Source organism: Nocardia sp. NPDC004573 (assembly GCF_053602135.1).
Genome location: NZ_JBSGDA010000015.1, coordinates 19,234 through 32,385, shown reverse-complemented (window position 1 = coordinate 32,385; position 13,152 = coordinate 19,234). Strand labels below are relative to the sequence as shown.

The following is a 13,152-nucleotide window of genomic DNA, read 5'->3' as shown; positions in this document are numbered from 1 at the left end:
AGCTTGCGGAGGATATGCCTCCGCTTATCCGATGGTGGGGCCGAGCAAGTCGTCGGCATCCGTGATGCGGTAGGCATACCCCTGTTCGGCGAGAAAACGCTGACGATGCGCGGCGTATTCGGCGTCGAGTGTGTCACGCGCGACGACCGAGTAGAAATGCGCCTGGCCGCCGTCGTGTTTCGGACGCAGCAGCCGACCGAGACGCTGCGCCTCCTCCTGCCGCGAGCCGAAGGTACCCGAGACCTGCACGGCCACCGACGCTTCGGGCAAATCGATGGAGAAGTTCGCCACCTTGCTCACCACGAGCACCGGAATCTCGCCGCGCCGGAACGCGTCGAACAGTTCCTCGCGCTCCTTGGTCTTCGTCGAGCCCTGGATCACCGGGGCGTCGAGTGCGGCGCCGAGTTCGTCCAGCTGATCCAGGTAGGCCCCGATGACCAGGCTCGGCGCGTCCTGATGCTGCGCCAGGATCGATTCGACCACGGCGATCTTGGTGTGCGCGGTGGAGCACAGTTTGTACCGCTCCTCCGGCTCGGCGGTCGCGTAGGCCATCCGCTCGGCATCGGTCAGGGTGACCCGGACCTCGATGCATTCGGCGGGCGCGATCCACCCCTGGGCCTCGATGTCCTTCCACGGCGCGTCGTAGCGCTTCGGGCCGATCAGCGAGAACACGTCGCCCTCACGGCCGTCCTCACGCACCAGCGTCGCGGTCAGGCCCAGCCGCCGGCGGGACTGGAGATCGGCGGTCATCCGGAAGACCGGGGCGGGCAGCAGGTGCACCTCGTCGTAGATGACCAGGCCCCAGTCACGGCTGTCGAACAGTTCCAGGTGCTTGTACTCACCTTTGGTGCGACGCGTGATCACCTGGTAGGTGGCGATGGTGACCGGGCGGATCTCCTTGCGCTCGCCGGAGTACTCGCCGATCTCGTCCTCGGTGAGCGAGGTGCGCGCGAGCAGTTCGCGCCGCCACTGCCTGCCCGCCACCGTGTTGGTGACCAGGATCAGCGTGGTCGCCTTGGCCTTGGCCATCGCCGCGGCGCCCACCATCGTCTTGCCCGCGCCGCAGGGCAGCACCACCACGCCGGAGCCGCCCGCCCAGAACGAGTCGGCGGCCATCTGCTGGTAGTCGCGCAGGTGCCAGCCATCGGTCGCGTAGTCGAGTTCGATCGGGTGCGCCTCACCGTCGACGTAGCCCGCGAGGTCCTCGGCGGGCCAGCCGATCTTCAGCAGCATCTGCTTGATCCGGCCGCGCTCGGACGGGTGCACCACCACCGTGTCGTCATCGATGCGCGCGCCGAGCATCGGCGCGATCTTCTTGTGCCGGAGCACCTCCTCCAGCACCGCGCGATCGAGGCTGACCAGCGTCAACCCGTGCGCGGGATGCTTCACCAGCTGCAGCCTGCCGTAACGGGCCATGGTGTCCACCACGTCGACCAGCAACGGCTGCGGCACCGCGTACCGGGAGAAACTGACCAGCGCGTCCACCACCTGCTCGGCGTCGTGTCCTGCCGCGCGCGCGTTCCACAGCGCCAGCGGCGTCACCCGATAGGTGTGCACGTGCTCCGGCGCCCGCTCCAACTCGGCGAACGGCGCGATCGCCTGCCGCGCCGAATCGGCCATTTCGTGGTCGACCTCCAACAGCAGCGTCTTGTCGCTCTGCACGATCAGCGGACCGTCGTTCACAGTCCCTCCTCAGCTAGATTCCCCGCCATTCTCCCCGACCCCTCCGACAACCTCGCAGGTTACCGGCCCTTCCCGCGAAGCGCGGCAGGCAGCGACCGGGTGTAACGCCGGAAAGGCGCCATGTCTTCCCGCGAACCGCACCCACTGCTCAGCCGTGCGCGAGCGCACGGTCGGCGAGTGCGCCGATGACCGGCGCCAGCGTCGTGGCGTACCCGATCGTGAGGTGGTTGTCGTCGCGGTAGACCAGAGCGTTCCCGACGATTACCGGGCAGCGGGCCGCCGTGCAGAACAGCGCGGTCAGGTCGGCGAACTGCCCGCCTCCCGCAGTGGCAGCCGCACGCTCAGCGGCGATACCCGCGTCGTCGACCGCGACCGTCCGGGCGGGCGCGCAGGCCGACGCGTCGTCGAGATGCTCGGCCACGCACGCGGGCACGGTGGCATGCGGATCGGGTATCCCGCCGAGCACGAGCACCGCCGCGCCCGTCGCGCGCAGCGCGGCGGCCAGGCGGCGCACGGCGTCGATCCACGCCGGATCGTAGGAGACGAAGCCGAAGTCGCCGCCGTAGCGCCGGGACATGCTCACCACGACCAGCCGGGGACGGTCCTGCCGCAGCCGGGTCATGATCTGTCCGCGCCACTGCTCGCATTCGGTGTACTCGCGGCCCAGGTAGGGGCTGGTGATCGGCAGGTCGAGCAGCGGGCAGGTGACTTTCGCCATCGTCTCCAGCCGCCAATGGCGCGATGTGGCGATCTCCTCGAACGCCGGTTGCCACATCGCCGCGTGGGAGTCGCCCACCAACACGACCGTGGTGGCCGAAGCGATATCACCGGAGGCGCACTCGCCTTGACTCACGTCGGTCCAGGAACGGAAGCAACCGTTGTCGAACACCTCCGCTCGGTCGCCGCGGGCGTTCGACAGCGCGGGCGTGAGGTTCGACGGAACGTCGCGGATCACCGCCGACGCGGCGACCGCCGCTTGGGTCTGCGCGGTCAATTGCTCGATCGCCGCATCGTAGGGATCGGTGGGAGTGGCCGGCGCGATCGGTGTCGTCAGCGTGAGGCTCTGCGCCGCCGTGCCGCGCCCGACCGGCGGGGGCACGAGCACCAGCAGCGCGAGCGCGACACCGACGGCCAGCGCGGTGCTCGCGCCACCGCAGGCGAGGCTGAGCCCGCCCGAACCGCGCAGACGGGCGGCGAAGCGAACCGGATTCTCGATCAGCCGCTGGGTGAGCGCGGCCAGCCCACCGGCCATGGCGACCGCGCCCAGCGCGCCGACCAGCCCGAGGGGCCGGCCGAGCGCATGCGGGGCCAGCACCAGCACCGGCCAGTGCCACAGATACCAGGAGTAGGACAGCCTGCCGATGGCCTGCATCTGAGACACCGCGAGGACGCGACCGACGCCGGATCGCGCCGCGGCACAGCCACTCCCGATGACCAGGACCGCGCCGAGCACGGGCAGCAGCGCCGCGATGCCCGGATACGGAGTCTTCTCGTCGAGCCGAACGCAGGCCACGACGATCAAACCGGCTCCCGTCCACCCCACGCAGGTGGACACCGATTTCGGTAACCGGGACCAGAAGACGGCCGACAGCGCCACCACGCCGCCCGCCGCCAGCTCCCAGGCCCGCGCGGGCAGTGCGAAGAACGCCCACGGCGGCATGGTGCGCGTCCAGGTCAGCGCGACCGCGAAGGAGAGCGCGGCGACGACAGCGAGGACGATCAGGTACGGCAGCGCGGTGGCCGAACCGCTGCCCCGGCGTCGCACGAGCCGAGCCGTCACGATCACCAGCGCCGGCCAGATCAGGTAGAACTGCTCCTCCACACCGAGCGACCAGAAGTGCTGGAACGGCGAGGGTGGCGCGTCCGCGGCGAGGTAGTCGGTGCCCTGCCAGGCGAACCGGTAGTTCCCGGCGTACAGCGCGCTCGCGATCCCGTCGCCGAGCGCTTGGCGGGCCTGCAGCGGCGACAGCAGCACGGCCGCGCCGATCGCCGTGGCGACGAGCACGACACCCGCGGCGGGCAGCAGCCTGCGCGCCCGCGCACCGTAGAAACGGACGAGCCCGACAGTGCCACCGGCCGCCGCTTCTCGATACAGCATTGCCGTGATCAGAAAACCGGAAATCACGAAAAATACATCCACCCCCACAAATCCACCACCGATCCCCGGCACACCGGCATGGAAAAGCACCACGGCCAGCACCGCGACCGCCCGCATTCCCTCGACATCCCGCCGGAATGCCGCCCGCGGCGACACTCCTTCCATCGGCTCCGCCCGCCGATTCCCCAACCCGCTGACCGTGGCCGCCATGCGCAGCATTGTCATCGGTCCGGCCGCGCGAGTCCCGGCGACTCGCCGCCGGGCACGCGCCTCCGCCTGCGTCTTCGGCCCTCTCCATCGCTGTCGCGGCGGCATCGGCGCAGCGTCGGCAGGTATGATCCCGGCTTCGAGGGCCAGACCGAAAGAGGGGGCGTCATGGGCGATTTCGACCTTGATCCGGAACAGACTCGCGAACTCGCTCGTATAGTTCGTGGCCATGCCGATGCGACCGCGCAGTTGGTACCCCTGGCCCAAGGCTGCGCGCGGAGCCGACGCTCCCGAAGTCGGACATCGCGGCGACGATCGACTCTTTGAGTGGAGCATTGGAGAAGGTGATCGAGTACCACACGCGTCAGTTGCGCGGTTTCGCCGACAGCGCGGACGCTGCGGTCGAGACCTTCCTGGCGCAGGACGCCGAATTCGCGTCTCGGCTGAAGCAGGCGGGACAGAAGTGAGCGGAGGAAACTATGTCGACGCGCTCACTGTTCCATTGGTCCTGTCCTGGGATCCACGTGCCGCGATCGCGATCGCGGACAAGTTCAAAGAGAAAGCCTCTCAGCTCGACGACCATACCCACAAAGCCGCAGTGTCGATAGACATGTCATATACATACTATCGAGGAAAGTCGGGCGAATCGGCGCGCGACCGGGGACATCAGGATCGCGAGCATGCCCGCCGCACAAAAGAAGTGCTCGCCGGAATCCAACTGGAGATCTACAAGCACATCGCGTCGATCGTCGACTACATCGATGTCATCCGCGAAAAGAAGGCCGAGGCGGAAGAGTCGGAATTCGATCTGTTCGTCAGAGACGACGGCGGCGTCGACTCCCGGATGTCGAGTGGGGAAGTCCTCTTGAAATTTGGCCCTTCCGGTCTCGTCGAGAAGGAGGGCTACGAGGCGTATCTCACCGCCCAGATCAGGGCTGCGCTCACGGCTGTACAGCAGGCGGACAAGGAAGGCGCCGATCAGGTGCGACGCTGGCTGGAAGAGTTGTCGGACGAAGTCAAACGCGGCGCCACCGCGATGCCGGAGGATCCCGAACTGGCCAAGATTCTCAACAAATACCAGACCACACCGTCGAAGTCGGGTGCCAGTCTGTGGCCCTCCGGCCTGCTGTTGACCGAAATCCGCCTGCTCTACCCCGACTTCCAGCCGACACTCATGACACCGGAAGAGGCGGCACTCGTCTCGACGCTTCTCATGGAAACCCACCGGCGTGGCGGACGTCGCCGAATTTTTCGAACTCAAGTCACAGGCCGAGAACGCGGCGAAAGCCGCATACCCCGATATTCCCTCGGCTTGGGCAGACGATCATGGCGATGCCTATCGTCACATGTACTGGAACGCCTTGATGACCCAGAAATACGGCGAAGAATGGACGGAATCGTTCGCCACAGCCCACGAGGGAACGGGTGCGAACACCCCAGCGCGTGAAGCCATGGACCTCTACAACAACGAGCAAGGCCGCAAAATCGCGGTCGATCATCCCGATCCTTCACCCGAGGAACTGCAACGCCTGGTCCGCCGGCGAATCGATGCGGGGCAGGCGATCGTGATCGACAACCGGCAGCAGATCGAGTGGAGTAATCGCGTTCCGATCGGCGACACGGTCTCGCCGAACCCATCGGACATTCCTCTTCCAGGAGCGAAATGATGAATGCCTTACGCACGGCCTCGTTGACGACTCTCGGGATCGTCGTCGCGACCATGACAGCGTGTTCTTCATCGCAGAGCGGACACGACAACGGTATCGGCGCCACCTGCACCGGCTCATTCGACATGTTGTCCACGGCCGAGCCGTTGGGCGCGAGGAGCGGCCTCGACCGTGCGGTTTCCGAAGCCCTCGGCAGGCCCGAGGAGGTGAGCGTAGCGGATCTGACGCAGGCGGCGGGCTGGTCGGCTACCTGGGATCGGGTCGTGGTGGCCAAAGCCGGCATCACCCGGGAGCGCATGAATCAAGCCAGCGGCCTCCAAGATTACTGCTGGCCGAACCTCCCGACCGCAGTCGGCAGCGACGGGCCTGCGCAAGTGTTCTACGTCTTCTTCGACGGCGACAGGCCACTGCAATCGATCCGCACGGACACAAGCAAGGAGTACTTCCACCGGTATCGCAGTGGCGACGTGTTGCGCCCCGACACCCGCCTGGAGCCGGTGCCACCGCGATCACCTGGAAGCACCGGGTACTTCCAACCGGCGTAAGCCAACCCGTTCGCTCACGTCCAGCGGGTGGCGAGTGGACCGCGACAAAGGGGATGGGAGCGGGCGACGATCGGGTCATGATAGAGATGGCGGCGGTGGCCGGGGTTGCGGTAGCGGCGTTGGGGATGGTGCTCACGCCAGGGCCGAACATGATGTACCTGGTGTCGCGGACGGTGTCGCAGGGGCGGCGGGCCGGGTTGGTCTCGCTGGCCGGGGTGGCGGCCGGGTTCGGGGTGTATCTGGCGGCGGCGACGGCGGGGATCACGGCGGTGTTCGCGGTGGTTCCGGGCCTGTATCTGGCGGTGAAGCTGGCGGGAGCCGCGTATCTGGGGTGGCTGGCCTGGCAGGCGGTGCGGCCGGGCGGCGTCTCGGTGTTCACGCCCACGACGCTGTCCACGGATCCCGCCCGGCGGCTGTTCACCATGGGACTGGTCACCAACCTGCTGAACCCGAAGATCGCGATCATGTACATGGCGCTGATCCCGCAGTTCGTCACGCCGGAGCACGGGAAGGTCTGGTTGCAGAGCCTGTGCCTGGGCGCGGTGCAGATCGCGGTGGCACTCACCGTGAACGGTCTGATCGTCCTGGGTGCGGGCGGTCTGGCGAGCTTCCTCACCGGCCGCCCGTTGTGGCTGCGCACCCAGCGTTACGTCACCGGCACCATGCTCGGCGCGGTCGCCGCACTCCTCGCCACCGACCGCGCCCGGCCGATACCGGCCTGACGCCGCACCCCTCAGCTCGGGCCGGAAGTCAGGCGATAGTGCAGTTCGGCGAATTGACCGGCCTGCTCGACGCCGACGAGCCGCATCCGGGTGGACAGGATGCGGCGCGGCAGCAGCGGAGCGCCCGCGCCCAGCGTCACCGGGACGACGCTCACCATGATGTCGTCGAGCAGTCCCGCGTCGGCGAACTGCCCGGCCAGATCGCCGCCGCCGACGACCCAGATGTTGCGCGCACCGGCCGCCTCGGCCATCTCTCGGTGCACCGCCTCGACCGCACCGGAGACGAAACGGAGATTCGCGCCGGGTATCGCCGGCAGCTCCCGGTGGGTGAACACCCAGCACGGGAGATCACCGTAGTTCTTGTGCCAATTTTCGGGCGGCTCGTTGGCCACCATCCACGCATAGGTGGTCGCGCCCATGCACATGGCGCCGACCTGCGCGAAGAAGCCCGCGATGCCCGCCTGCGCGTCATCCGCTCCGTCGACCTCGAAAAGCCAGGTGAGCGAGTTGTCCGTGTCGGCGAGGTATCCGTCGAGACTGGTCGCCGTGTAGTACTGGGTTGCCATGGCACGCACGATGCCAGCGAAACCTGACAGATCGCGGCAAGGTTTCGCGATCAGCCGCGACGCAACCGCCGGACCCCTTCCTCCAGCGTCTCGTCCCGCTTGCAGAAAGTGAAACGCACCAGGTGACTCCATGCGGCGGTGTCGTCGGCGAACGCGCTCACCGGCACCGCCGCCACACCGAGCCGCTCGGGCAGTGCACGGCAGAACGCCAGGCCGTCGCCCGCGCCGAGCGGAGTGATATCGGCGACGACGAAGTAGCCGCCCGCGCTCCGGTACACCCGCATCCCGGTGTCGGCGAGCGCGGCGGAGAGCCGAAGACGCTTCTCGGACAGGCTTTCCCGCAGCTTGGCGACCCAGCCCAGCTCGTGAGCGATCGCGTGTGCCACAGCGGGCTGGAACGGCCCGCCCGCGACGAAGGTCAGGAACTGCTTGGCCGCGAGCACCCCTTCGATCAGCTCGGCGGGCCCGCATGCCCACCCGGTCTTCCACCCGGTGACGCTGAAGGTCTTCGCCGCGCTCGACACCACGACCGTCCGCTCGGCCATGCCCGGCAGGGTGGCCAGGCTGACGTGTTCGGCGTTGTCGTAGACCAAGTGCTCGTAGACCTCGTCGGTGAGCACCAGGATGTCGTGTTCGCAGGCGATCTCGGCGATCGCCTGCAAGTCCGCGCGGCCGAGCACCGTGCCGGTCGGGTTGTGCGGCGAGTTGACGATGAGCATCCGGGTCGCGGGGGTGATCGCGGCGCGCAGGCTGTCCAGGTCGAGGACGAACCGATCCCCGCCGGCCACCAGGCGTGCCGTGCGCCGCCGGGCTCCGGCCAGCGCGACCGCCGCGGCGTACGAGTCGTAGTACGGCTCGATCAGCACCACCTCTTCGCCGGGTTCGACCAAGCCGAGCACCGCCGCGCTGATCGCCTCGGTCGCGCCCACCGTCACCAGCACCTGCGAATCCGGGTCGTAATCGGTCCCGTAGCGCCGCGCCCGGTCGTCGGCCACGGCCCGGCGCAGCACCGGCATGCCGCGCCCCGGCGGGTACTGGTTGAGTCCGTCGGCAATGGCGCGACGCGCTGCTTCCAGCATGCTCGCGGGCCCGTCGGTGTCGGGAAAGCCCTGGCCCAGGTTGACCGCGTCGTGCCGGACGGCGAGTTCGGTCATCTCGGCGAATATGGTGGACGCGAAAGGGCGCAGGCGGGCAACGGTCTGGTGTCGCGAGGGCATAACCGGAGAGTAGCCCCCTCTCTCTATCGCTCCGCGCCCCCTGTCAGCGGGCAAGGTCGGGAGTTCCGCGCGCGATCGATTCGGCTCCGCGCGAACAGACGCGGTCCGGAATCACCACCGGAAGCCCGTGGACGGTGGTCCAGCGGCGAGCAGGTCGAGCTGTCCCCCGCATCACGGACCAGCCGGGCACGCTTACATCTCGCTCCGTCCGCCTCCGAGGCGCTCGGCGAGCGTGCCGGGGTCCGCGTCGATGTCCTCCCCGCCGGATTCAACCCAGCCGGATGCCGCCCAGCTTGGCCGGGTTCGCCAGATCGTAGGTCCCCCAGACCGCTCCGTCCCGCACGGTGAAGCCGACCACCCGCGCGGGATAGCCGCTTCGGCCTTCCTCCGCCGGACGCGCCGCTACTTTCAGACCCAATTGCCCGTTCACCGAGACGAATTCGTACACCGGCGACGCCTCCGCCAGTCCGTACTTGCGCACCAGGCCGAGGTAGAAGCGGGCGATGCGATCGGCACCGTGCAGGACGTTGATCGCGGTGGCGGTGGTGCCGTTGGCATCGCCGATCATCACCGCGTCCGGGTGCAGCGCCGCGGCGACGGCGGCCACGTCACCGGAACTCAGCGCGACGAGGAAGCGCTGCACGGCGGCCTCGTGCTCGGCATCGGGCACCGGTTGCGGCGCCCGCGTCACCGCCTTGCGGGCGCGCACCGCCAGCTGCCGCGCGGCATCGGCCGAAATGCCGAGGATGTCGGCGATCTCGTCGAACGGCACCGACAACCCGTCGTGCAGCACGAAAGCCACGCGCTGCGGCGGCGTCAGGGTGTCCAGCACGACCAGCGCCGCGAACCGGCACTCCTGCTTGCGCACCACGGCTTCCAACGGATCCGGAGTGCTCGACGGAGTGCGTGCGGTGACCACGGGTTCCGGCAGCCATTGCCCCACGTAACTCTCCCGCCGCGCCGCCGCACTCCGCAGACGGTCCAGGCAGATCCGGCTCACCACGGTGGTCAGCCAAGCCCGCAGATCGTCGATCTCGGACTGGTGCGCGCCCGCCAAACGCAACCAGCTTTCCTGAACCGCGTCCTCGGCATCGCCGACGCTGCCCGTCAGCCGATAGGCGACCGAGAGCAAATGCGCCCGATGGGACTCGAACAGGTCGGAAAGTAGCGCGGCAACCATCGAGGGGGGAGTCTACGGTCCGGTCGACAGCCGCCCCGCGCCGCATCGGCGGCAGGCGATTCCGGATGATTCGCCGGGCCCTTCCGTGACAGCATGACGCGATGGACCACCACGCGCTGTCGAACGGAACAATCTGGCTGTCGGCTCCGACGGCGGCCGATGTCGACGCCATCACCGCGTGCTGTCAGGACCCGGCCATCGCGGAGTGGGTGACCATCCCGGTGCCGTACGTCCGCGACAGCGCCGTGACCTTCATCGACGAGATGGTCGTCCCGGGTTGGGCGGCGCGCAGCCCCACCTGGGCTCTGCGGCTGCGCGCCGACGGACCGGTGATCGGCATGATCGGTCTGGGCGAGCGCGACCAGAGCGCGGCCGAGATCGGTTTCTGGCTCGCCCCGGCCCAGCGGTCGCGCGGCCTGATGACGCAGGCGGTCGATCTGGTGTGTGAATTCGGGTTTCGCGCCGACGGCTTGGCCCTGGAGCGGATCGCCTGGCGCGCGTTCGTGGGCAACTACGCGTCGGCCGCGGTCGCGCGCCGCGCCGGGTTTCACTACGAGGGCCTGTCCCGGCTCGGCAGCATTCAGCGCGGTCGACGCCGCGATCACTGGCTCGCCGCCCGCCTGCGCACCGACCCGCCCGGTCCGGCGGACGACTGGCCCGCCGAATTCCGCCACCGCCGGACGTCTAGCGCCCAGGCGCCGGGCGAAGCTCGCGCACGATGACGACCGACCCGCGATTCGCGTGGATCGTGCGCACCATGGCGGTGCGGCCGGCCGACCGGGTGCTGGAAATCGGCCCCGGGTCCAGTGATTCGATCGGCTACCTCGCCGAGCAGGCGATCGACGGCATGGTCGTCGGCGTCGAGCGCTCCGCCACCGCTGTCTCCCGGGCAGGCAGACGACATGCCGCGCGGCTGGAGTCGGGCCGGGTCCGGTTGGTGCATGCCGACCTCGCCGACCTGGACCCGGACCGGCTGCTGCGCGCGACCGGGGCGGCGAGTTTCGACAAAATACTGGCGGTCAATGTCAACCTGTTCTGGACCAAGCGCCCCACCGCGGAACTCGCACTGATCCGGCGACTGCTGGCGCCGGGCGCGACGCTGGGCCTGTTCTACGGGTACGGCACACCCGACGCCACGGCTCCGACCAGTCCGAAGCCGCCGCTCGCCCGGCTGACCGAACACCTGACCGAGGCAGGCTTCGCTGTCCGGACCATCGCCTCCGGCGACTTACTGGGTGTGCTCGGCTGCTGACGACGCGCGCCGCCGCCCAACCGCGTCGGCCAAATGGTCCAGCTGCGCGGCGGTGGTCTCCCAGTCCAGGCACGCGTCGGTGATCGACTGCCCGTAGGTGAGTTCGTCGGCGTGGCCGAGGGTCAGATCCTGGCGTCCGGCGACCAAGAAGCTCTCCAGCATGACGCCGACGACACCGGGCTCGCCCGCCGCCAGCCGCCGCGCGATGTCGGTGACCACGTCGACCTGCTTGTTGTGGTCCTTGTTGCTGTTGCCGTGGCTGGCGTCCACCACGATCCGCTGCGGCAACGACGCCTTCTCCAGTCGCAGGCACGCCTCGGCGACCGAAGCCGCGTCGTAGTTCGGCCCGGTGCTGCCGCCCCGCAGGATCACGTGGCAGTCCGGATTGCCGGTGGTGCGGATCAGCGCGGCACGACCGTCGAGGTCGGTGCCGGGGAACACGTGACTGGCCGCCGCGGCGCGCACGCCGTCCACGGCCACCTGGACGTCGCCGTCGGTGCCGTTCTTGATCCCGACCGGCATCGACAACGCGCTGCTGAGCTGGCGGTGCACCTGGCTGGCCGCGGTGCGCGCCCCGATCGCACCGTAGGACACCAGATCCGCGATGTACTGCGGAGTGATCGGGTCCAGGAACTCACAGGCCACCGGAAGACCGAGAGCGGTGATGTCGACCAGCAGTTTGCGGCCGAAGCCCAATCCGGTGTTGACGTCGAACGACCCGTCCAGGTGCGGGTCGTTGATCAGGCCCTTCCAGCCCAGGCTGGTGCGCGGCTTCTCGAAGTAGACCCGCATCACCACGTGCAGCCGGTCGCCGAGTTCGGCGGCCTTCGCCGCCAGACGGCGCGCGTAGTCCAGCGCCGCGGCCGGGTCGTGCACGGAGCACGGACCGACGATCACCATCAGGCGATCATCCGCGCCGTTCAGCACGTCGACAGTGGCCTTGCGTCCCGCGCGGACGGTGTCGGCGAGCGCGTCGGTGATCGGATGCACGCGACGCACTTCGGCCGGCGAGCGCAGCGGGCTCACGTTGAGCGTGCGTTGATCATCCAGATCGGAATGCCGTGCGTCGACGTCGGCTGCGGTTGTCATGTCGTGGGGTCCTTTTCTCGAGGCCGACCCACGGATGCGAATCCCGTCGAGCCGGTCCATCGTCCGGCTCGGGGTGGAAGTTCGTCAGCGCACGTGGTAGCCGCAGACCAGCCCACCCTGGGCCGGCTTGCTAAACCAGAAATACACGCGCTGCACGTGAGGGACAGTACCAGCCTGCAACCGATCGGTGAACTGTGTCATCTGCCACGGTGTCGGCGCGGCGTGTTTCGCCCGAAGTCGTCGACCGGCCCAGTCCGGAACGCCACCGGCAGCTGTCGAGCGCGTCCCGGCAGTCTTGGCCGCCGCCGGCATACACATCGAGCCGCGAACGAACGCCGCGTGGCGGTCCTTCGCTCGGAAACCGTTGATCGGCCGGTGTTGTCGCGCGTGAGCACCGTTCGCGGTCCCGCGGGAAGGAGGCCGCGAACGGCGCGGCCCGTGTCCGACGAACCGGCTCACCCCCACTGACCGGGCACGTAATCACCGGCGGGCGTGCGGGCGATGACGTTCATCCGGTTCCAAGCGTTGATCATCGCGATGGCGGCGATCAGGGCGGCGATCTGGTCGTCGTCGTAATGCTTGCGCACCTCCTGCCACACCGCGTCGCTCACCGCACGGCCGTCGCCGATCCGGGTCGCCTCCTCGGTGAGCGCCAGTGCGGCGCGCTCGGCCTCGGTGAAGACGGTGGCCTCGTGCCACGCGGCGATCAGGTTGAGCCGCACGGAGGTCTCACCGGCGTGCGCCGCGTCCTTGGTGTGCATGTCGGTGCAGTAGCCGCAGCCGTTGATCTGGCTGGCGCGAATCTTCACCAGTTCGTAGGTCGCGGCATCCAGAGTGGAGTCGTTGATCACCTTGGATGCCATGGTGAGCCGCTTGATGAAGCTGCCGCCGACCGGGTTGGCGAAGAGTTCGAAGCGCTGTTCCAT

The 13,152-nt window shown here is 68.6% G+C and carries 14 protein-coding genes; 6 read left to right on the top strand and 8 right to left on the bottom strand.

Translation table 11 applies throughout. From position 1 onward, the window contains the following. Nucleotides 1-24 precede the first annotated feature (24 nt). Together ACWEKR_RS22615 and ACWEKR_RS22610 are read right to left on the bottom strand one after the other, a co-directional pair. Entirely contained in the window at nucleotides 25-1,683 is a 1,659-nt protein-coding gene (locus ACWEKR_RS22615) for a DNA repair helicase XPB (protein WP_452356149.1), read from the bottom strand. 148 nt (nucleotides 1,684-1,831) lie between these two features. Next, a complete protein-coding gene (locus ACWEKR_RS22610) occupies nucleotides 1,832-3,946 on the bottom strand; it encodes an acyltransferase family protein (RefSeq protein ID WP_452356243.1) in 2,115 nt (704 codons plus the stop codon). A 365-nt stretch (nucleotides 3,947-4,311) separates the two neighbouring features. On the opposite strand from ACWEKR_RS22610, the gene ACWEKR_RS22605 reads away from it, so the two are divergent. After that, entirely contained in the window at nucleotides 4,312-4,455 is a 144-nt protein-coding gene (locus ACWEKR_RS22605) for a hypothetical protein (protein WP_452356148.1), read from the top strand. Between the two features lie 146 nt (nucleotides 4,456-4,601). On the opposite strand, the gene ACWEKR_RS22600 is transcribed toward ACWEKR_RS22605, so the two are convergent. Further along, complete coding sequence (locus ACWEKR_RS22600) at nucleotides 4,602-5,213, bottom strand: hypothetical protein (protein ID WP_452356147.1); 612 nt, start codon at nucleotides 5,211-5,213, stop codon at nucleotides 4,602-4,604. 4 nt (nucleotides 5,214-5,217) lie between these two features. Here ACWEKR_RS22600 and ACWEKR_RS22595 point away from each other — a divergent pair, with 4 nt between their 5' ends. From ACWEKR_RS22595 to ACWEKR_RS22585, 3 genes are all read left to right on the top strand, one after another. Next, a complete protein-coding gene (locus ACWEKR_RS22595) occupies nucleotides 5,218-5,655 on the top strand; it encodes a DUF6973 domain-containing protein (RefSeq protein WP_452356146.1) in 438 nt (145 codons plus the stop codon). After that, nucleotides 5,655-6,200: a hypothetical protein gene (locus ACWEKR_RS22590; RefSeq protein ID WP_452356145.1), complete on the top strand. Its 546-nt coding sequence runs from the start codon at nucleotides 5,655-5,657 to the stop codon at nucleotides 6,198-6,200. Before ACWEKR_RS22595 ends, ACWEKR_RS22590 begins: the two co-directional genes overlap by 1 nt. 77 nt (nucleotides 6,201-6,277) lie before the next feature. Further along, nucleotides 6,278-6,922 carry a LysE family translocator gene (locus ACWEKR_RS22585; RefSeq protein WP_452356144.1) on the top strand — a complete coding sequence of 215 codons (645 nt, stop codon included), beginning with the start codon at nucleotides 6,278-6,280 and terminating at the stop codon, nucleotides 6,920-6,922. 11 nt (nucleotides 6,923-6,933) lie between these two features. Here the strand turns inward: ACWEKR_RS22585 and ACWEKR_RS22580 are convergent, their stop codons facing one another. The 3 genes from ACWEKR_RS22580 to ACWEKR_RS22570 form a co-directional block, all read right to left on the bottom strand. Beyond that, nucleotides 6,934-7,488, bottom strand: a complete 555-nt coding sequence (locus ACWEKR_RS22580; protein WP_452356143.1) for a dihydrofolate reductase family protein — start codon at nucleotides 7,486-7,488, stop codon at nucleotides 6,934-6,936. A gap of 50 nt (nucleotides 7,489-7,538) precedes the next feature. Beyond that, complete coding sequence (locus ACWEKR_RS22575) at nucleotides 7,539-8,705, bottom strand: pyridoxal phosphate-dependent aminotransferase (RefSeq protein ID WP_452356142.1); 1,167 nt, start codon at nucleotides 8,703-8,705, stop codon at nucleotides 7,539-7,541. A 268-nt stretch (nucleotides 8,706-8,973) separates the two neighbouring features. Continuing rightward, a complete protein-coding gene (locus ACWEKR_RS22570; protein WP_452356141.1) occupies nucleotides 8,974-9,885 on the bottom strand; it encodes a sigma-70 family RNA polymerase sigma factor in 912 nt (303 codons plus the stop codon). 101 nt (nucleotides 9,886-9,986) lie between these two features. On the opposite strand from ACWEKR_RS22570, the gene ACWEKR_RS22565 reads away from it, so the two are divergent. Further along, the gene (locus ACWEKR_RS22565; protein WP_452356140.1) at nucleotides 9,987-10,607 is read left to right on the top strand and encodes a GNAT family N-acetyltransferase; all 621 of its coding nucleotides are present in this window, start codon (nucleotides 9,987-9,989) and stop codon (nucleotides 10,605-10,607) included. Continuing rightward, nucleotides 10,604-11,137 carry a class I SAM-dependent methyltransferase gene (locus ACWEKR_RS22560; protein WP_452356139.1) on the top strand — a complete coding sequence of 178 codons (534 nt, stop codon included), beginning with the start codon at nucleotides 10,604-10,606 and terminating at the stop codon, nucleotides 11,135-11,137. The genes ACWEKR_RS22565 and ACWEKR_RS22560 overlap by 4 nt, the downstream gene beginning before the upstream one ends. On the opposite strand, the gene ACWEKR_RS22555 is transcribed toward ACWEKR_RS22560, so the two are convergent. Next, entirely contained in the window at nucleotides 11,114-12,226 is a 1,113-nt protein-coding gene (locus ACWEKR_RS22555) for a 3-deoxy-7-phosphoheptulonate synthase (RefSeq protein ID WP_195085687.1), read from the bottom strand. The two genes, ACWEKR_RS22560 and ACWEKR_RS22555, sit on opposite strands and share 24 nt — an antisense overlap. A gap of 455 nt (nucleotides 12,227-12,681) precedes the next feature. Next, complete coding sequence (locus ACWEKR_RS22550) at nucleotides 12,682-13,152, bottom strand: carboxymuconolactone decarboxylase family protein (RefSeq protein WP_159843268.1); 471 nt, start codon at nucleotides 13,150-13,152, stop codon at nucleotides 12,682-12,684.

Coding starts and splice junctions, on each gene's coding strand:
- ACWEKR_RS22570 (WP_452356141.1), bottom strand. CDS start 9,885: ATGGTTGCCGCGCTACTTTCCGACCTGTTCGAGTCCCATCGGGCGCAT.
- ACWEKR_RS22575 (WP_452356142.1), bottom strand. CDS start 8,705: ATGCCCTCGCGACACCAGACCGTTGCCCGCCTGCGCCCTTTCGCGTCC.
- ACWEKR_RS22585 (WP_452356144.1), top strand. CDS start 6,278: ATGATAGAGATGGCGGCGGTGGCCGGGGTTGCGGTAGCGGCGTTGGGG.
- ACWEKR_RS22610 (WP_452356243.1), bottom strand. CDS start 3,946: ATGGAAGGAGTGTCGCCGCGGGCGGCATTCCGGCGGGATGTCGAGGGA.
- ACWEKR_RS22555 (WP_195085687.1), bottom strand. CDS start 12,226: ATGACAACCGCAGCCGACGTCGACGCACGGCATTCCGATCTGGATGAT.
- ACWEKR_RS22550 (WP_159843268.1), bottom strand. CDS start 13,152: ATGGAACAGCGCTTCGAACTCTTCGCCAACCCGGTCGGCGGCAGCTTC.
- ACWEKR_RS22560 (WP_452356139.1), top strand. CDS start 10,604: ATGACGACCGACCCGCGATTCGCGTGGATCGTGCGCACCATGGCGGTG.
- ACWEKR_RS22590 (WP_452356145.1), top strand. CDS start 5,655: ATGAATGCCTTACGCACGGCCTCGTTGACGACTCTCGGGATCGTCGTC.
- ACWEKR_RS22565 (WP_452356140.1), top strand. CDS start 9,987: ATGGACCACCACGCGCTGTCGAACGGAACAATCTGGCTGTCGGCTCCG.
- ACWEKR_RS22580 (WP_452356143.1), bottom strand. CDS start 7,488: ATGGCAACCCAGTACTACACGGCGACCAGTCTCGACGGATACCTCGCC.